Source organism: Cellulosimicrobium cellulans (assembly GCF_007679345.1).
Classification (GTDB): Bacteria; Actinomycetota; Actinomycetes; order Actinomycetales; family Cellulomonadaceae; genus Cellulomonas; species Cellulomonas cellulans_A.
Map to the genome: position 1 here is coordinate 134,383 of NZ_VEGH01000005.1, position 18,948 is coordinate 153,330.

The 18,948-nt window shown below is 71.2% G+C and carries 17 protein-coding genes; 7 read left to right on the forward strand and 10 right to left on the reverse strand.

What is annotated here, in order from left to right; all coding sequences use genetic code 11:
- Window positions 1-280: 280 nt before the first annotated feature.
- Window positions 281-1,573: an Eco57I restriction-modification methylase domain-containing protein gene (locus tag FS882_RS08510; RefSeq protein WP_158372641.1), complete on the reverse strand. Its 1,293-nt coding sequence runs from the start codon at window positions 1,571-1,573 to the stop codon at window positions 281-283.
- A 475-nt stretch (window positions 1,574-2,048) separates the two neighbouring features.
- Here FS882_RS08510 and FS882_RS08515 point away from each other — a divergent pair, with 475 nt between their 5' ends.
- The 6 genes from FS882_RS08515 to FS882_RS08540 all read left to right on the forward strand — a co-directional run bounded on the left by FS882_RS08515 (window position 2,049) and on the right by FS882_RS08540 (window position 9,797).
- Window positions 2,049-3,305, forward strand: coding sequence for a phospholipase D family protein (locus FS882_RS08515; protein WP_158372642.1), 1,257 nt, complete (start codon window positions 2,049-2,051; stop codon window positions 3,303-3,305).
- 146 nt (window positions 3,306-3,451) lie between these two features.
- A complete protein-coding gene (locus FS882_RS08520) occupies window positions 3,452-4,627 on the forward strand; it encodes an ROK family transcriptional regulator (protein ID WP_158372643.1) in 1,176 nt (391 codons plus the stop codon).
- A gap of 16 nt (window positions 4,628-4,643) precedes the next feature.
- Entirely contained in the window at window positions 4,644-5,450 is an 807-nt protein-coding gene (locus FS882_RS08525; RefSeq protein WP_158372774.1) for an ATP-binding cassette domain-containing protein, read from the forward strand.
- Between the two features lie 257 nt (window positions 5,451-5,707).
- Window positions 5,708-7,258, forward strand: a complete 1,551-nt coding sequence (gene mmsA, locus FS882_RS08530; RefSeq protein ID WP_158372644.1) for a multiple monosaccharide ABC transporter ATP-binding protein — start codon at window positions 5,708-5,710, stop codon at window positions 7,256-7,258.
- A 22-nt stretch (window positions 7,259-7,280) separates the two neighbouring features.
- Window positions 7,281-8,576, forward strand: coding sequence for a multiple monosaccharide ABC transporter permease (gene mmsB, locus FS882_RS08535; RefSeq protein ID WP_158372645.1), 1,296 nt, complete (start codon window positions 7,281-7,283; stop codon window positions 8,574-8,576).
- Between the two features lie 111 nt (window positions 8,577-8,687).
- Entirely contained in the window at window positions 8,688-9,797 is a 1,110-nt protein-coding gene (locus FS882_RS08540; RefSeq protein ID WP_158372646.1) for a sugar-binding protein, read from the forward strand.
- A gap of 70 nt (window positions 9,798-9,867) precedes the next feature.
- Here FS882_RS08540 and FS882_RS08545 read toward each other — a convergent pair whose 3' ends face one another.
- Together FS882_RS08545 and FS882_RS21360 are read right to left on the reverse strand one after the other, a co-directional pair.
- Window positions 9,868-10,590, reverse strand: a complete 723-nt coding sequence (locus FS882_RS08545) for a hypothetical protein (RefSeq protein ID WP_187365222.1) — start codon at window positions 10,588-10,590, stop codon at window positions 9,868-9,870.
- Window positions 10,587-11,219 (reverse strand): helix-turn-helix domain-containing protein, encoded by a 633-nt coding sequence (locus tag FS882_RS21360; RefSeq protein WP_222848174.1) that lies wholly within the window; start codon window positions 11,217-11,219, stop codon window positions 10,587-10,589. The genes FS882_RS08545 and FS882_RS21360 overlap by 4 nt, the downstream gene beginning before the upstream one ends.
- A gap of 180 nt (window positions 11,220-11,399) precedes the next feature.
- Between FS882_RS21360 and FS882_RS08555 the strand changes: the two genes are divergently transcribed.
- Window positions 11,400-12,026, forward strand: a complete 627-nt coding sequence (locus tag FS882_RS08555; protein WP_158372648.1) for a hypothetical protein — start codon at window positions 11,400-11,402, stop codon at window positions 12,024-12,026.
- Between the two features lie 42 nt (window positions 12,027-12,068).
- On the opposite strand, the gene FS882_RS08560 is transcribed toward FS882_RS08555, so the two are convergent.
- From FS882_RS08560 to FS882_RS08590, 7 genes are all read right to left on the reverse strand, one after another.
- Window positions 12,069-12,899 (reverse strand): hypothetical protein, encoded by an 831-nt coding sequence (locus FS882_RS08560; RefSeq protein WP_158372649.1) that lies wholly within the window; start codon window positions 12,897-12,899, stop codon window positions 12,069-12,071.
- Complete coding sequence (locus tag FS882_RS08565) at window positions 12,896-14,125, reverse strand: hypothetical protein (protein WP_158372650.1); 1,230 nt, start codon at window positions 14,123-14,125, stop codon at window positions 12,896-12,898. The genes FS882_RS08560 and FS882_RS08565 overlap by 4 nt, the downstream gene beginning before the upstream one ends.
- Window positions 14,122-14,409: a hypothetical protein gene (locus FS882_RS08570; RefSeq protein ID WP_158372651.1), complete on the reverse strand. Its 288-nt coding sequence runs from the start codon at window positions 14,407-14,409 to the stop codon at window positions 14,122-14,124. The genes FS882_RS08565 and FS882_RS08570 overlap by 4 nt, the downstream gene beginning before the upstream one ends.
- Complete coding sequence (locus FS882_RS08575; protein WP_158372652.1) at window positions 14,406-14,669, reverse strand: SAV_915 family protein; 264 nt, start codon at window positions 14,667-14,669, stop codon at window positions 14,406-14,408. The genes FS882_RS08570 and FS882_RS08575 overlap by 4 nt, the downstream gene beginning before the upstream one ends.
- Before the next feature lie 126 nt (window positions 14,670-14,795).
- On the reverse strand, window positions 14,796-16,016 hold the full coding sequence (locus FS882_RS08580; RefSeq protein ID WP_158372653.1) for a low temperature requirement protein A: 1,221 nt from the start codon (window positions 16,014-16,016) through the stop codon (window positions 14,796-14,798).
- A 125-nt stretch (window positions 16,017-16,141) separates the two neighbouring features.
- Window positions 16,142-18,073, reverse strand: coding sequence for an FtsX-like permease family protein (locus FS882_RS08585; protein ID WP_158372654.1), 1,932 nt, complete (start codon window positions 18,071-18,073; stop codon window positions 16,142-16,144).
- Window positions 18,070-18,852, reverse strand: a complete 783-nt coding sequence (locus tag FS882_RS08590) for an ABC transporter ATP-binding protein (protein WP_158372655.1) — start codon at window positions 18,850-18,852, stop codon at window positions 18,070-18,072. The genes FS882_RS08585 and FS882_RS08590 overlap by 4 nt, the downstream gene beginning before the upstream one ends.
- Window positions 18,853-18,948: the final 96 nt, after the last annotated feature.

Sequence of the window (18,948 nt, forward strand, 5' to 3'; positions counted from 1 at the left end):
CCGGCGCACCGCGGAGGTCAACGGCTCACCGGCGCCCACATGTCAACTCCATCAACCAAGAAGAACCCCTAGCTTCCGCCACCTAGCAGAGGGAACATGCGATTCCACAGACGCCGCGGTCGATTTGCGGTAGCTCTGCCGAAAATCACACCTGAGCGCAGCGACCGACTCGATCTCGCTCAAGAATGCCATGGTCACGCCGCCCTTCAACAGGGCATCGAACGCGACGATGGAACAATTCAGGTTACGCGCGAAAATCCCGCGCACCCGCACTTCGCGCCTAGCCGTCTGACCTGGCCAAACGTCGCCGGCGGAGACTCTCGTAGGCCCCCCTCAGCGTCTCGAAAAGTGCCGGCGAGAAGCCCGGAGAGTATTTGTCGAGCAGGCGGTCCGTTTCATCCACAAGGTCATCGGAATCGCCTCCTCGGCCGCGGGCGATGGCATCGAGCCTGCTCAGCTCATCACCGAAGCCTGGGGGCACTGCCACAACCAGGCGCGCGACCTCACTAGGAACCAGTTCCAGAACGCCGCCGCCGAAACTACGCCCCTCGATCTCTGAGGAGAGCAAAGTCAGGCTGTTGTGAAATGCCGCGACAAAATCCTGAGGAGTCACTCCCGATTCTGACCTAATGCTGCCCTGGTATATCGTGTCAGTCGTAACGACCGCAGCCTCATTGACTACCATTCGCGCAAAGCGATGCGAGCGCTTGGAGAGGAGGATCTGACCCGGAGCGACCACGGGCACCTGAAACCAAGGATTTCGAATACGCGTCTTGTACCGGAGATGCAGGCCTCCCGCCTCGCCGGCCTCGATGTAGGAACGCGGCGCGGCGCCGACCAGCGGGTCGCCCCGGTGCGCCCGGAAGTCCAGCATCCAGGACCGCTCTTCCGTTGAACGGAGGTGAGCGTGGTCTCGCTCTGTGAATACCAGTCCTTCGGCGTGGCGGATGCGGGGCAAGAGTGGGCGACTCCAACGGCGGAGGCCGTGCTCCTCGACAGAGGCTTCGCTCAGCGAGAAAAAGTCGTTCGCACCCGTGACGGTCGCGACCCTAAAACGAGCAAGATCATTAAGTGAAGAAACACCCGAAAGTGATCTCGCCTCCTCGAATGCCGCGACTTCACCCGGAGTTAAGAGAAACCTCGTCCATGTCTCCACATCACCGGATATATGGTGGCTCCACGCCCGCTGAGTCACAGCGAAGTGCTCCACCACATTCAGATTTCCGTCTCCAACTCCCCTGGTCCCGCTGAGGACGATGACCTCCTGAAGTGCGCCAGGGAATGAGCCAACGGGAAATAAGTCGACCTGTAGGTCTCTGCAGTTTCTCAAGAGCCAGGACCGAATTGCGCGCGCACTGATGCCCGTGAAGCACTCCGTTGGTACGATGAATGCGAAAGCCCCGCCGATCCGAATACGGTTCAGTGCCGTCAGGAAAACGGGCAACCAGAGGTTCGATACCCCGGTCAGCACACACCCCGACTCTTCGCCGACGAGACGCGCGCCGCGCCGGTCCGCCTCGCTCACGAACTGAAAGCGAACAAAGGGTGGGTTTCCGACAGCAACGTCGTACATGCCCAATGATTCCCGGGCTCCGCCTAGAACCGATCCAGTTATGGTCGTTGCTTGCACCGACGACTCGTCTGCCGCCACAGCGCACTTACGCGCCTCGCCGGGATTGATCTCGATGGCCGTAACAGACGCAATGCGAGACCGAATGTTGTGTCGACCTACGCCGCGAATAAAGGCGCCGTCCCCGGCGCTCGGCTCGAGAAGTTTCAGTCCAGTTCGATCGACCAGCAGCCGGTCCACACGGTCCAGACATAGGTCCACTAACGCAGCGGGAGAGTAAAAGCCCCCTCGTAGCTTGTCCGAGGAGACGTCAGCGGCAGTCTTCACAGTCCTCCAGACCTAGCTCCGAGCAGAGTGTAGGCCGCAGATCTGACACAGCTGCCTGCGACCAGGTCGTGGCGTGTCGAGCCGGCGCCGCACGCCTGAGGTACGGCGTGTCGCCTGCCACGAGAGCCTAGCCAGCGGGCACCCTAGGTATGTGACCGCGCGCTTCGTGCATCAGCCCTACACCGACAGTAGCTCCGATCTCCACGACTTCCTGACCGGGGTTGCCTCCGACCCTGCGTTCACGGATGTGCGCGTCGCGGTGGCGTGGGCGAAGAGGTCGGGCATCAGGCGCATCAGATCCTGCATCGCTGCCGTTCAAGACCGCGGCGGACGGTTCGAGATCATTTTGGGAATCGACGAAGGCGGCGGGACGGCGCAGGGCCTGCGCCTCGCATGGGAGGCGGCCGATTCCGCGCGCGTGTTTCACGACCCTTCGGGGCGGACGTTCCACCCCAAGGTTTTCCTGGCTTTTGGACCCACGCGCGCGCGCCTGTTCGTGGGGAGTCACAATCTCACCGCTGGAGGTACCTATTTCAACTACGAGGCGGGGGTGATTCTGGAACTGGATCGCTCCGATGCAGGGGATGAATCAGTCCTAGCCAGCGTGATTGAGTACTTCGAGCGACTCGAGGCGGACGCTGGCGTCTGTAAGGTTCTCGACGAAGCGCTCGTCGACACCCTCATTCGAGACCCGCGGTACCGGATCGGGGACGAAGAGAGTGATCGAGCGCGGGAAAACGCGGCACCGGGCCCTGCAAACGATGGGATCGCGTCAATCTTCGAGCCCTCTCTTTTTCCCAAGAGGCGCGACCCGGCGGCGCAGCCTGCGACATCGGCCGACGGAGGCGTGGTGTCGCCTGCGTTTCGGGTGCCCGCCTCGGGCAGTGGTCCATCGGCCACCCTTGCCGGTGAGGGTGAACGCCCCGAACGAGTCATCAGGCGCTGGAACAAGCAGATGACCAAGTCCGACTGTGGGCGGCCCAATCCGAATTCGCACACGACTGGCGCACTCCGGTTCACGAAGGCGCAGCAGCCGATTGACCAGGCCGTTTGGCCGCGCCATAGGCTGTTCGGTCATCTGCCGTGGCAACCCGACCCTCGCTACTCGGGTCGCGAAATGGTTGTCTCTCAATTCGAGGTGACGATCCATGGGAACGCGCACGGGCTCTACCAGTTAGTTCTCAAGCACGACGGCCGCCGGGAGTCCTCTCAAAACAACTTCACGACCGACCTGAAGTGGGCGCTGCTCCCACCGGGGGTGCGACAAGATATGAGCGTCGATGACTGGATCAGCGTCGAACTACGCGAGGACGGTTCGCTCCACTTGACGGTCACCGCGGACGCTCCTCTTGAGGGATTCTTCGATGACCCGATCGGTTCCGTCAGCGAGACGTCCGTACCGAACTGACTTCGGCCTCACGACGGCCTAGCAATGCCTGGGCTGCTCTGGCGAACGCAGGGGTCTCTCGGCTCTTGGGACCGAGCCTCGCGCCCTCGAGCAGTACCCTGCCCCCGACCAGCATCGACGCAAGCGCACGGGAGGCCCACACCCACATGGCCGGCTCCCAGACCGCCCTGCGCGAGGCCAACCGCGCCACCGTCGTCGACACCATCCGCCGCTACGGCGGCCTCACCCAGGTCGAGCTCGCCTCCACCACGGGCCTGAGCGCCGCCACGGTCAGCAACATCGTCCGCGAGCTCCAGCAGGCCGGCGAGGTCGACGTCCGCGCCACGATCCACAACGGCCGCCGCGCCATGCTCGTCACGATGGTCCACCGCACGGGCCTAGCCGCGGGCGTCCACGTCGGCACCCGCCACATGAGCATCACCCTCACCGACTCGGCCCACCAGGTCCTCGTCGAGCAGGCCCTCCCCCTCCCCCACGAGCACCGCGCCGACACCAGCCTCGACCGCGCCGCCCTCCTCATCGTCGAGATCCTCGAGCGCGTCGGCTCCGGACTCGACGAGCTCCTGGGCATCGGCATCGGCCTGCCCGCCCCGGTGGACGCCGCGACTGGCACCGTCTCCGTCCCCGGCATCCTCCGCGGCTGGGACGACGCCCCCGTCGCCCAGGTGATGTCGAAGCGCCTCGGAGTCCCGGTGTTCGTCGACAACGACGCCAACCTCGGCGCCCTCGCCGAGAGCCGCCTCGGCGCGAGCCGGCACTTCCAGGACTCCGTCTACGTCCGCGCCTCCCACGGCACCGGCGCCGGCATCTCCCTGCACCAGAACCTGCACCGCGGCTTCGCCGGCACGGCGGGCGAGATCGGCCACGTCCAGGTCGACGCCCAGGGCCAGGTCTGCCTGTGCGGGAGCCGCGGCTGCCTCAACACCGTCGTCGGCGCACCCGCCCTCATCGAAGTCCTCCGCGCCTCCCGCGGCAGCCTCACGCTCAGAGACATCGTCGCCCTCGCCAACGACGGCGACCCCGGCTGCCGGCAGGTCGTCGAGGACGCCGGCGCCACGATCGGCGCGGTGGTCGCGGGCCTGGCCATCGCCGTGAACCCGCAGTGCGTGGTGGTCGGCGGCGAGCTCGCGGAGACCGGCGAGCTGCTGATCGGCCCGATGCGCGAGGCCATCCGCCGCCGGGTGCCGCTCAACCACATCGCGCCGCTCGAGGTAGTCGCCGCGGAGCTCGGCCCGAACGCCGAGGTCATGGGCGCGGTGCTGCTCGCGCTGGAAAACACCCGCACGACCCTCCCCACATACGCCCGGCCGGACGGAGACTGAGACCGTGGCACTCGACGTGGAGTGGACGACGACGCAGCAGCAGGGCCGATCCAGGCCCGGCGGCCCGCCCCTGCTCGCCCTGCGCACGGTCACCAAGCGGTTCGGCGCCGTCGAGGCGCTGACGGACGCGGACCTCACCGTGCACGCGCACGAGGTCGTCGCGCTGGTCGGCGACAACGGCGCTGGGAAGTCGACGCTCGCCAAGATCATCTCCGGCGTGCTCCAACCCGACAGCGGCACCATCGAGATCGACGGCGACCCCGTCGCCATCCCCAACCCCGCCGGCGCGCACGCCCTCGGCATCTCGACGGTGTTCCAGGACCTCGCCCTGTGCGAGAACCTCAGCGTCGCGGCGAACATCTTCCTCGGCCGCGAGCTGCGCGCGTCGAAGCGCAGCCCGATGGACATCGACGGCATGGAGCTGGCCTCCGCGCAGATCCTCCGGGACCTGACGATCACCGTGCCGTCGGTCCGCACGCCGGTGCGCGAGCTGTCCGGCGGGCAGCGCCAGGCGGTCGCCATCGCCCGGACGCTGACGACCCGGCCCCGGATCCTCGTGCTCGACGAGCCCACCGCCGCGCTGTCCGTCGTGCAGACCGCCGAGGTGCTGATGCTGGTCGAGCGGCTGCGCGAGATGGGCCTCGGCGTCGTCATCATCAGCCACAATCTGGCCGACCTGCGTGCGGTGTCCGACCGGATCGAGGTGCTGCGGCACGGCCGCAACAACGGGTCGTTCGACGCGGCGACGTCGGCGCCGGAGGAGATCATCGGGGCCATAGCCGGAGCGACCCGGGCCGTCCGCCCGGCGTGGGCGACGCGCTGACCGCGTCAATCACCACGACGGTTGTCTTTAGAAGTTGTGGACAACCGGCTCACCCTGTCCGGTCAGGTGCCTGCATCGCCCCGCTCTGCCCGAGTTACCTACTGACCCACTCGGGGTTTGTCACGATTGCATCACGCGTCAGACTCCGCTTGCGTTCAGAGGTTGACGCGAAGCCCGCGGCGGTCCTAGCGTCCACCGCGAGCTCGACAGACCGGCACCGACGCCGGCCGTGCAGCGCGGCACAGGGAGCAGGCACGATGCTGGACACCCCCGTCGTCCTCGAGATGAGGTCGATCACCAAGACCTTCCCCGGCGTGAAGGCGCTGGACCAGGTCCGGATGACGGTGCGCGAGCGCGAGATCCACGCGATCTGCGGCGAGAACGGCGCCGGCAAGTCGACGCTGATGAAGATCCTGTCGGGCGTCTACCCGCACGGCACCTACGAGGGCGAGATCGTCTACCAGGGCGAGGAGGTCCGGTTCAAGGACATCAAGTCCAGCGAGCGCGCCGGCATCGTGATCATCCACCAGGAGCTGGCGCTCATCCCCGAGCTGTCGATCGCGGAGAACATCTTCCTCGGCAACGAGGTCGCCGGGCCGCTCGGCATCGACTGGGACGCCACCCGCGAGAAGGCGGCGGAGCTCCTGGCCCGGGTCGACCTGACCATCTCCCCCGACGAGCAGGTCAAGAACATCGGCGTCGGCCAGCAGCAGCTCGTGGAGATCGCCCGGGCGCTGGCCAAGGACGTCAAGCTGCTGATCCTCGACGAGCCGACGTCGGCGCTGAACGAGGAGGACTCCGCGCACCTGCTGGACCTGCTGCGCGACCTCCGCGCCAAGGGCATGACCAGCATCATGATCAGCCACAAGCTCAACGAGATCGCCGCCATCGCCGACTCGATCACGATCATCCGGGACGGCAAGACCGTCGAGACCCTGGACGCCGGTGCGGGCGAGGTCGACGAGGACCGGATCATCCGCGGCATGGTCGGCCGGTCGCTCGACCACCGGTTCCCGGACCACACCCCGCACATCGGCGAGACGTTCTTCGAGGTGCGGGACTGGTGGGTCGAGCACCCGACGGTCGCGGACCGGATGGTCTGCAAGGGGTCGGCGTTCGAGGTCCGGCACGGCGAGATCGTCGGCTTCGCCGGGATCATGGGAGCCGGCCGCACCGAGCTCGCGCGGTCGATCTTCGGCCGGTCGTACGGGCGGTTCCGCGGCGGGGAGATCCTCATCGACGGGCAGCCCGTCGAGCTGCACACCGTCCAGCAGGCCATCGACCACAAGATCGCCTACGTCCCGGAGGACCGGAAGGTCCAGGGCCTCAACCTGCTGGACAGCATCCTCGACACCATCGTGTCGGCCGACCTGCGGCGGATCACCAAGCGCCGGGTCCTCGACACCGACCTGGCGTTCCTGGCCTCCGAGCACTACCGGAAGTCGCTGAACATCCGGACGCCGTCGGTCCGGCAGGGCGTCGCCAAGCTGTCGGGCGGCAACCAGCAGAAGGCGCTGCTCGGGAAGTGGATGTTCCCGGAGCCGGACCTGCTCATCCTCGACGAGCCGACCCGCGGCGTCGACGTCGGCGCGAAGTACGAGATCTACGGCCTCGTGCAGCGCCTCGCCGACGCGGGCAAGGGCGTCGTCGTCATCTCCTCCGAGCTGCCGGAGCTGCTCGGCCTGTGCGACCGGATCTACACGATCTTCGAGGGCCGGGTCACCGGCGTCCTCGACCGGGAGCAGGCCGACCAGGAGTCCCTGATGCGGCTGATGACCGGCACCAGCCCCGCCCTCACCACCCCCTGATCCAGCGAAGGACGACCGGACGATGACGTCTCTCAAGCAGCTGTTCGGCGGCGGCGCCCGCCAGTTCGGCATGGTGTTCGCGCTGATCGCGCTGGTGATCATCTTCCAGATCGCCACCGGCGGGAAGGTGCTCACGCCGACCAACGCGCAGAACATCATCAACGGCAACTCGTACGTGCTGATCCTGGCGATCGGCATGGTGCTGGTGATCATCGCCGGGCACATCGACCTGTCGGTCGGGTCGGTGGCCGCGGTGGTCGGCATCATCGTGGCGCTGGCGATCCGCGACTGGGGCATCCCCTGGTGGGCGGGCATCCTGCTCGGCCTGGCCGTCGGGGCGGTGATCGGCGCCTGGCAGGGGTTCTGGGTCGCCTACGTCGGCATCCCGGGCTTCATCACCACGCTCGCCGGGATGATGTTCTTCCGCGGCGCGAACCAGTACATCGGCAAGTCGAACACCGTCCCGGTCCCCGAGGAGATCCAGACGCTCGGCGCCGGCTACCTGCCCGAGTGGGGGCCGAACACCGGCCTGAACAACTGGACGCTGCTGCTCGGCATCCTCGCGATCGCGGGCGTCGTCTACGGCGAGCTCCGCAAGCGCCGCTCCGCCCGCCGCCTCGGCGGCACCCCGGTCCCGCTGTGGGCGTCGATCACGCGGATGGTCGCCCTCGGCGCCGTCATCGCCTACGCCACGGTGCTGTTCGGCAGCGGCCGCGTCGGCACCTCGTTCCCGGTCTCCGGCGTCATCCTCGGGGTCCTGGTCCTGGTGTACGGCTTCGTCTCGAGCCGCACGATCACCGGCCGGCACGTCTACGCGGTCGGCGGCAACAAGGTCGCGGCGGCGCTGTCCGGCGTCAACATCCGCCGCACCAACTTCTTCGTCATGATGAACATGTCCGTGCTGGCGGCGCTGGCCGGCATCGTCTTCATCGGCCGGTCCACCGCCTCCGGGCCGTTCGACGGCACCAACTGGGAGCTCGACGCGATCGCCGCGGTGTTCATCGGCGGCGCGGCGGTCTCCGGCGGCGTCGGCACCGTCGTCGGGTCGCTCATCGGCGGCCTGGTCATGGCGGTGCTGAACAACGGCCTGCAGCTCATGGGCGTCGGGTCCGACAGCACCCAGATGATCAAGGGCCTGGTGCTGCTCGCCGCGGTCGCCTTCGACGTCTACAACAAGGTCCAGGGCCGGCCGTCGATCGTCGGGCTGCTGATGAAGGGCGCCCGGCGCGGCCGACCCGCCGACCCCGGACCGGACGACAGCACCGCCGGGACCGGCGCGGTGCCGGTGTCGCAGAACGAGACGCTCGCGCGCAGCTGACGGCCGGCGCCTTCCCCCGACCCCACACCCGCACTCCATCGTGCCGACCCCCGGCACGACGCTCGACCGCACCCAACGACGGGTGCCCAACCAGGAAGAGTGACACCACCCATGAAGAAGCTGACTGCGGCGCTGGTCGCCGCCGGGGCCGCCGGAGCACTGCTCCTGTCCGGCTGCTCGTCCGAGCGTGGCGGGTCGTCCACCGAGGAGACCGCCGGGTCGTCCGAGAGCGGCGGCGGCTTCGCGGCCGACGCCACCATCGGCGTCGCCCTGCCGCAGAAGACGTCGGAGAACTGGGTGCTCGCCGAGCAGCTGTTCAAGGACGGGCTGACCGAGGCCGGGTACGACCCGATCGTGCAGTTCGCGAACAGCGGCGTCACCGAGCAGCAGAACCAGATCCAGGCCATGACCGAGCAGGGCGCCAGCGTGATCGTCGTGGGCGCGATCGACGGCTCGCAGCTGGGCTCCCAGCTCGAGGCGGCGGTCGACTCCGGCGCCCACGTCATCGCCTACGACCGCCTGGTGAAGAACACCGACGCCGTCGACATGTACGTGGCGTTCGACAACTACCAGGTCGGCGTCCTGCAGGGGCAGGCGCTGCTCGACGGCCTGGCCGAGCGCAAGGGCGAGGGCCCGTACAACATCGAGCTCATCGCCGGCTCCCCCGACGACGCCAACTCCACGCCGTTCTTCGAGGGCGCGATGAGCGTCCTGCAGCCGAAGATCGACGACGGCACCCTGGTCGTCGTCTCCGGCCAGACGTCGTTCGAGCAGGTCGCGACGCAGGGCTGGAAGGCCGAGAACGCGCAGAAGCGCATGGACACGATCCTCGCCGGCTCGTACGGCTCCGAGGAGCTCGACGGCGTCCTGTCGCCGAACGACACCCTCGGCCGCGCGGCGCTCACCTCCGTGGCGCAGGCCGGCAAGGAGACCCCGGTCGTCACCGGCCAGGACTCCGAGGTCGAGTCGGTGAAGTCGATCATGGCGGGCGAGCAGTACTCGACGATCTACAAGGACACCCGCGAGCTCGTGGCGCAGACGATCAAGGAGATCCAGGCGCTGCAGAAGGGCGAGGAGCCGGAGATCAACGACACCGAGTCGTACGACAACGGGGTCAAGGTCGTGCCGTCGTTCCTGCTCACGCCCGTGATCGTGACGAAGGAGAACGCGGCCGACGTGTACAAGAACGACGACACGCTGGCGCCGCTGACGCAGGGGTGACGGCGAGCGGCGTCCGGTAGGGCGGTCGAGGCGAGGGGGCGGGCCGGTGGGTGGGTCCGCCCCTCGCCGGCTACGCGTCCAGGATCTCCCGCAGCGTGGCGACGCCGTCCCCGGCCCCGTCGACCCGGAGCAGCGTGCGCCGGTCGTCCGCGAGCGCCGCGAGCATGCCGCGCAGGTAGCGGCGGTCCCGCGGCCCCGCCTCCTCGATCCGGTCCGACGGCGCGATCAGCGTCGTCAGGACCGCGAAGTCCGCGCGGTGCCGCGCGCGGCCCGGATCGAGCACCACCGTGTGCGCCGCCGACTTGGCGACGAGGGCGCCGAGCAGGTTCGGCCGCCGGACCCGGCCGTCGACGCCGGCCGCCGTCACCTCGACGACGGCGCTCCGGTCGAGCGCCTGCTGCGCGGCGGGCGTCTCCAGCGTCGTGCCGCCGTGCACCCCGCGGCGCCCGGCCGCCCGCTCCCCCACGCGGCGCGGGATGAGCACGTCGATCTGCGCCGGCCCGCGCGTCCAGCGGTGCTGGTGCCCGGCCGGGCTCGTGCCGCCCGAGGTGAAGCCCAGGTCGACCAGCGCGCTGGTGAACCGGTGCAGGATCCGGCCGTCGGCCCGGACATCCAGCACCGCGTCGAGGTCGTCGGTCGGCCGCGCCGGGGCGGCGCCCCGCTCGGCGCAGTGCAGGTGCACCATCTGCCCGCCGACGAGCGTCCGGCTCCGGGGCAGGCGCTCGTGCACGTCGAGGAGCGCGTGCCACCCGGCGGTCTGGGCGTGGGTCATGGGTGGCAGCGCGATCGTCATGCGGCGCGCACCACCTGGGCGATCAGCTCGCCGGCGCGCGCGAGCTCGCGCGGACCCTCGTGCTCCGCCAGGTCGGCGGCGAGCACCAGCGGCGGCACCGGGTCGGCCGGGAGCGCCGCGACGACGTGCAGGATGACGTCGGGCGGACCGACCGCGGGGCGCAGCAGGTGTCGACGGCGCACCGCGTCGAGGTCGTCGCGGCGGACGTAGCCCTCGGCGAGGACGGCGGCACCGATGCCGGAGCGCGGGTCGGAGACGCCGGAGCGGACGACGGCGGGATCCGCCAGCACGCCCGCGGGCTCGCGGGTCGTGAACAGGAGCCGGTCCCCGCGCGCTGCGGTCCACGACGCCAGGAGCGACGCCGGCGACGGGTCGCTCCGGAGCCGGTCCCGGCGCGCGCGCCACCGACCCGGGCGACCACGGGGCGCCTCCTCCGTCGCCAGCAGCAGCCACGCCTCGGTCGGGCTGAGCGGTCGGCTGCGACGCGGGGCGGTCGGGAGCGAGGCGCCGTCGACGAGCCACTGCGACCCGACACGGCGGGCGCGGATCCGGCCGGCCTCGATGAGCTGGCGCACGCGGCGGTCGCTCACGCCCAGCGCGTCGGCTGCTTCGCGGACGGACACCTCCATGCGCACAAGCCTACCGATCCCGGAAGATGAGTGGCAGGGTCACTTCCGGGCGTGCGCCGGTCGTGACCCGGTTGCACCCTCCCCAGGTCTCGTTACGTTCGAGGTGAGGGACGTGCGGAAGCGCCCCTCGCGGCTACCACCGATCGAGCAGCGGTCGGGCCGACCCGCTGGAGGACCACCGTGATCACGACCCCCACCCGCCGCCCGCGCACCCACGCCCGGACGTTCGCGCTCGCCCTCGCGGCCGGCGCCCTCGTCGTCGGGACGTCGGCGTGCACCGGCGGCACTGCGGAGGCCGAGGACACCACCGACACCGCGCCCGCGCCGGACCCGGTCACGACGACGTCCGACACCGGGGCGGGCGACGACGCCACGGCGGGCGGCGATCTGCTGGTCGGCACCCACCAGGTCGACATCCAGACCTACGGCGGCGAGTGGGTCACCACGACCACCGAGGGCGGAGTCACCACCGTCGCCGACCCCGCCGAGGCCGGCGGCGTCCCGACCACGTGGGTGTTCGAGCCCACCGGCGAGACCTTCCAGGTCCGGACGACCGCCACCACCGACGGCCAGCCGTCCTGCCTGAGCCTGCCCGGCGACGACGTCATCACCGTGGCGCCGTGCGACCCGGCCGCGCCCGACCAGCAGCTCGACGTCGCGACGCTGGACCAGCCGGAGCAGGTCAACATCTCGTCGGCCGCGGGCGTCGTGGTGGCGGACCAGGAGGGCGGGCTCGCGCTCGACCCGGACCCGTCGAGCCCGGCGAGCGTGTTCACCCTGGTGGACCGGGGTGCGGCGGAGGAGTGACGCCGGTCCGACCCCCGAGTCCGCGCGGAGCGGCCGGCGAACTCAGCCTTGCGCGATGCGGACGACCGTCTCGCGGCTCGCTTGTGTCCCGAGCCACCCGCGGTCAGGTTCGACGCGGATGCGATCGAGCACCCGTGCAAGGGCCCGGGCATCGAGTGCAGATGCCTCGGTGCGCACCGGGATCTCGCCCCGGGGCCCGCGCGGGAAGCTCCTGCGCTCCCGCCCGGTGACCGTCACCGCAGAGGAGTCCCGGGCGAGCACGACGACGAGGTCGGTGCTCCGCGACGGCTCGGTCACCGCGGCGACATCCTGCCACCCGACGTGGTACGCGTGGTCTCGATCACGCACCGTCAGGCCGGACGAGGTGAGCCACACGCCGAGCCGACGGGTTCGGCCCGCCTGCCGGACGCCGGCCACGACGAACGCGAGGCCCACGAGCCAGCCGACGACCGCCAGGCCGGTCGACGTGGCACCGCCCGCACCGAATCCCGAGGCGGCGAGGAACAGCACGCCCGGCGACGCGGTCAGGCCTGCGGTCAGCAGGCCTCGCGCGCGGTGCTCGCCGAGCAGCGTTGCGGGCTGCCCGTCGAGCGTCGCGAGCGTGATCGCCCCTCGGGGACCCTGGCCGCGCTCCTGCCGGTCGCGGACGCCGCGCGCGACGAGGAGCAGGGCACCCACGCCGATGATCCACAGGCCCAGCACGACGACGGGTGCGGAAGCGAGACCCACCACCACGAGAAGCGCACCGAACGCGACGACGCCGATCAGGACGGGCAGCTCGCGACGCCGCGCAGAGCGCAGCCACGGGTCCTCGTGGGCGCCCGGGCCGAGGGAGCCGCGGTCAGGAGTCGCCGGGGGTGGGTAACTGCTCATCCGAAGATCGAGTCCCATGCGTCAGAGAGTCCGTCGCCCACCGCGGAGACGGCGTCCCCGACCGCGGCGGCGCCCTGCTCGGCGAGATCGACGACAGCCTTCCCCGTGTCGGCCAGGTCGCGCACGCCGTTCTCGAACGCAGCACCGACGTCCCAGTTGTTCTCCCAGAGACCGTCGATCGCCCCGGAGGTGAAGATGCCGACCGCGCCGCCGACCACACCGCCCACGACGAGACCGACGACATTGCCCGCCCCGGGGATGACCGTGCCGATCGCCGTACCGATCGCGGCTCCTGCGGCGACGGAGGCGCCCCAGCCGACGACGTTCGACACGGCCGCCTGGCCCACCGACTCACCGGCTTGGATGTCCGTGTAGATCGAGACCCCGGTGAGGACCCCGCCGACCACCGCACCTGCTGCCTTGCCGGCGCGAGCGAGCCGAGCCGCGTCGTCGGTCAGGGCGGCAGCCTGCGCGCCGCTCCCCCGCGCGAAGTCGACGTCGTCGTAGAACGACGCGGGGAACCGCCCCGCGCCCGGGCGCGCGGCCTCGGCGAGCGCGCTCGCCGCCTGGTTCCGCAGCATGGCGGCGTGCCCGCGCATGGCCGCCGTCGCCTGATCCGTCACCGCCTGGATCCCGGCGCCCGTGAGGAAGTCGAGCGCTGGGACGAGCAGCGTCTGCACCGCGGCCCCGACCCTCTCGAGGTCCAGCTCCGCCGCGGTGAGGTCGGCTCGCACCGACGCCATCTCGGTGGACGCCTGCTGGAACGCCGCCTGCCGGCTCACGGCAGCAGCATGGGCGGTCGACGCCTGCTGGTAGGCACGGGTGTCCGCGGGGGTGGCGTCGTCGCCGGGTCGCGTCGGCGTCGGTCCCGGCTCCGCCGGCCGAAGCACCGTCGTCGTCGTCAGACCGAGCCCGCGGCCCGTCGCCGTCTCGCGAAGGGACGCCACCCGCAACTGCAGGCCAGCGACAGCGTCCGCGAACCGCTCCAGCCCTCCCGCAGCCTCGTCGATGGACGATCTGGCCGAGTCGGTGGTAGCCAGCACCGAGCCCATGCGGCCCCGGAACGCCGTCGCAGAGTCCCCGGTCCAGTCGCCGCTGTCCTCGCGTGCGCTGCCGAGGGTGCTCGCGGCGTACGCGATGCTGTCCCCCGAGCCGGCTCGGAGCCAGGCGGCGATGGCCCGCAGACCTGCCGGGTCGGCCTCCAGCGTCGTGTCGAGATCGCTCACATCGCCACCATCAGCCCGGTGCCTCGCGAACGGGCGTGGTCGTCGGCGGCCGCGTACGCGGCGCGCGTCTCGCCCAACGCCTCAGCCGCGGACTCCAGTGCGAGCGTCAGGTGGGCCAGCTGCTCGAGCAGGTGCCCGGCCATCGCGGCCGCCTGCGCAGAACCGGCACCGGCCCCGGGCAGCGCCGGCATCGAGCCACCCCACGACCCGAGACCTGCGGCAGCCGACTGCAGCCGACTCGCGAGGTCGTCGATCACCTCGTAGTCGACGACGACCTCACTCACGCCGGGACCCCGCGGTGCTCGTCGGGGATCCGTAGGTCCTGGTAGATGACGTCATACGGCGTCTCGTCCTTGACCCGCTGCAGGTCTGCGAGCGTGAGGAGCGCCCACGGCACCTCACCCGCACCCGCCCGGAGACGGTCGAGCGCGGAGTACACGAGCAGGGCGGTCCGGCCGTCGCTGGTCGTGCGGAGAGCGACCCGCAGCTGCCCGTCTGCGTCGGAGACGCACGGGACGTAGTAGGCGGGCTGCACCTCGTTCATCGGCACGATCTCCAGTGCGGGCTCGGGTGACTTGACCTGCGCGAGCCTAGCAACGGGCCCGTGGCTGCGGGCGAGGACTCCCCGTCGTCCACAGGACCGCGATGGAGGCTCGCGGCGGGCCGCCAGTCAGTCGACGGCTCCTGCAGTGGTGCCGCGACCGGGCAACGCGCCCGACGCCGTCCGCCCCGCCAGCCCGTGCCCGACGACGGTCACCCACGGCGTCGCCGCGAGCACGAGCAGGCACCACACCAACGGCACCCCGGCGGCCGCGAGCGCCACGCTCGCCGCCACCACCCCCACCGACACCCCGACGAGCACCACGTGGAACCGGTCGTGCGCCCGGGTCAGCACGGCGAACAGCGCGTAGAACGTCCCGACGTACACGGCCACCGGCACCGCGACGGTCAGCGCCGTGCCCACGGCGGACAGCGTGCTCTCCCCGAGCAGGTAGTACGCCCCCGCGTGCAGCCCGCCGCCGATCGCGATGATCGCCCCGAACAGCACGATGTGCCCGTACCCCCACGAGAACGAGCGTCGGCGACGGGCGGCCAGCAGCTCGCCGCTCGGCATGACGTCGTACGCCCACCACAGCCCGAACGTCAGCGCGACGCCCGCCAGCCCGAGCAGCGCGGTCTCGACCGTCCAGCCCGACTCCTCGATGATCGCCGCGAGCGCGAACGTCGTGCCGGTCAGCCCCTCGCCCACGGCGATGATCACCACCAGCCCGTACCGCTCGGCGATGTGGTGCGGGTGCCACGGGGTCCCGCCGTGCACGCGCTCGGCGACGACCGGCCCGACGAGCTCCAGCAGCACCAGCGGGACGACGAGGGCGAACGTCGTCGTGGTCGGCAGGTCGAGCAGGGCGAGCGTCACCCACCCCATTTGCGCCGCGAGCAGGGTCGTGATGAACACGGCGACGCTCGGTCGGCGGGCGGGGTCGGCGACCGCGGCGCGCGCCCACTGCAGCACCATCGGCACGCGCATGACGACGTACCCGAGCACCAGCACCCGGTTGTCCAGGTGCTCCCCCGCCGCGAGCGACTCGAACATCGGCGGCACACCCAGCGCCAGGATCAGCACGCCGACCATCTGCACCATCGTGGTGAGCCGGAACAGCCAGTCGTCGGTGTCGTAGGCCGAGGCGAACCACGTGAAGTTGATCCAGGCCCAGGACACGGCGAACGTCGCGAAGGAGAACCCGACGATCGCCGGGCCGACGTGGCCGTCTGCGACCAGGACGGCGAGCTCCTCCGCGGTGCGGCCGAAGGCGATGACGAAGGTGAGGTCGAACAGCAGCTCGAGCGGGGTGGCGGCGCGGCGCTCCTCGCGGGGGTCGCGGCCGGTCATGCGGATGCGCAGGGGGGCGACGCGGGATCGCGCGATCGGTGCAGCTGGCCTCGTCACCCGACGGATCGTGCCACGCGCCCGCGAGCGGCGCCGTCAGCTATCCTGCTCGTGCCACTCGCTCGAGGTCACGCGCTCCGCTCGCTCGTCGCCGACCACGCACCTGCCGCGGCGCTCGCCACCGCCACGACCACGGCACTCGCGAGGACGACCGCGAGCACCCCGGCCGGCACCGAGGGCATGAGGTCCACCCCGTCGTGCCGCAGGTAGGACGCCATCCGTCCGTACAACGCCGCGGCGGCGGCCGCGGCGAGCGCCGCCGCCGTCGCGAGCACGACCACCACCTCCAGCACGGCGGTCCCGACGACCGACCGCCGACCGGCACCGACCCGCAGCAGCAGCCGCAGCTCTCCGCGACGCTCCCGCATCGACGTGCCGACCGACTGCGCAACCGCGCACAGCGCGAGGATCCCCGCGCCCCCGACCAGGGCGGACAGCCCCTGCGTCTGCGCGACCCGGCCGGCTCGGATCCGCGCTTCGACCCACTCCGGCACCGTCACGACGTCGGCGGCGGGGAGGGCCCGGCGGACGTCCGCGACCACCGTCGCCGCATCCACACCGGGCGCCGCCGTGACGAACCACCGCGAGTCGACGACGTCGCCGGGCTCGCGCAGCGCGTCGTCGGCGGCCAGCACGTCGTCCTGCACGAACGCCGTCGACACGACGACGGCCGCGACGGTCAGCTCCCGCAGCGACCCGTCCGGCGCGATGATCGCGAGGGCGTCTCCGACGTGCGCCGACCGATCGGTGGTCGCGACCGCGTCGCCGTGCACGTCGGACAGCCGACCGGCGACGACCGCGGCGTCCACCATCGAGGTCAACGCTTCCGGATCCGTCCAGGCGACCGTCGGCAACCCGGGTCGCCCCTCGGGCCAGGCCCACCGGTTGCTGGTCTCGTACCGGACCGCCGACGCCCCGAGGTCCAGGTCCGGCCGTTCCGCCTCGGCGGTGCCGATTCCCACGTCCTCCGCGTCGACCGCCCGCACACTCGTCGCCATGACGTCGGCGCGGATCTGGTCCCGCCACTCGAGCAACCCGATCGCCTGCCCGGTCTGCGCCACCATGAACAGCGCGGTCGCGAGGGCGACGAGCAGCAGGACCGGGTTGCCGAGCGCCGCCGTCCGCCGCACGTCCCACGCCGCGTGCTCCCGCGCCACGAGTCCCGCCCCGGGCGCCACGCGCACGGCGACTGCGCCCACGAACCGAGCGACGGCGGGGATCACGACCGGGGCGAACGCCGACAGCGCGATCACGCTCGCCCCCGCGAGGAGCAGCGTCACCGCCTGCACCTCGCCGACCGACGGCGGCAGGACGAGAAGAGCAAGGACCGCCAGAGCGCCGAGCACACCCCGCACGAGTCGGCCTCGCCCGAGCAGCGTGCGCACCGCGTCGCCCTGGGCGAGCGCCTCGATCGGCCGAACCCGCCCCACACGTCGAGCGGGTGCGAGCGCACCGAGGACCGCGACGACGGCGACTCCACCGGCGCACACCACGGCGAGCGCCGGCCGCGCGGACGGCTCGAACCCGCGAGGAGCCAGGTCGAGCCGCACGAGCAGCGCGGCGTACGGCGCGAGCAGGACCATCCCGGCCACCGCCGCGCCGGCGGAGGCGATCACGCTGACGACTGCCGCCTCGCCGAGCACGAGACGCGTCACCCGCCCCGGGGTCGCGCCCGCCAGCCGCAGCATCGCCAGCTCACGCCGACGCCCCTCGACGGCGAACCCCGTCGCAGACCCGACGAGGAACACGGCGAAGAACAGGCACACGCCCGCGATCAGCCCGGTGACGTACTGCACCGACTCCAGCGCGACCCGCGCCTCCGCCGCAGCGCGCGGCGCCTCGCTCGCGAGCGTCAGCCCGTCCCCGTCTCCCGCGGCGGCGAGCAGCCCGATCGACGCGGTCGACAGCGCCGACGCTGCCGCGACGACCACGACGAGCCCGGCGTAGGCCCAGCGGTGCTCGCGCAGGAACGCCGGTGTCAGCGGGGTCCGAGCGCTCATGCGCGCGTGTCCAGGTCCGCGAGCGTCCGGGCGATCGTGGCGGGCGAGCCGCCGGCGACCTCGTCCACCAGCCGCCCGTCGATCAGGAACAGCGTGCGGTCGGCGTGCGCCGCGACCACCGGGTCGTGCGTGACCATCACCACCGCCGACCCCTCGTCGGTGAGCGCCGTGAGCTCGCGGAGCACCACCTCCCCGGAGCGGGAGTCGAGGGCGCCGGTCGGCTCGTCGGCGATGACGACCGCCGGCCGGGTGAGCAGCGCCCGCGCGATCGCGACGCGCTGCCGCTGGCCTCCGGAGAGCGCGTCGGGCCGCGACTGCAGCTTGTCACCGAGGCCGACACGCTCGAGCGAGGCGCGGACGGCGTCGTCCGCGGCGGGGTGACCGTCGAAGCGGGCCGGCAGGCCGACGTTCTGCTCGGCCGTCAGCGCGGGGATGAGGTTGAAGTCCTGGAAGACGAATCCGAGCTGCCGACGTCGGAGCTCCGTGAGTCGGCGCTCCGACGCGGTGCGGACGTCGACGCCGTCCAGGAGGATGCGGCCCGCGGTGGCGCGGACGAGGCCGGCTGCGCAGTACAGCAGCGTCGACTTGCCGGAGCCGGACGGGCCCATGATCGCGGTCCAGGTGCCGCGGCGGAACTCGGCGGTCACGTCGTCGACGGCGCGGACCGGAGCGGCCTTCGTCTCGAAGACGTGCGTGACGCCGTCGAGGGAGAGGACGACGTCCTCGGTGCTCGGCGGCCGAAGGCCCCGTCGGTCGGGCCGAGTCGCGCGCAGTCCCATGAGCCGCGTTCCCTCCGTCGGGCACGAGGCGCGCCCCGGCGCACCTCAATGGGGTTGGTCAGCGGCTGCGGATCGACGCTAGGTCACGCAATCGCA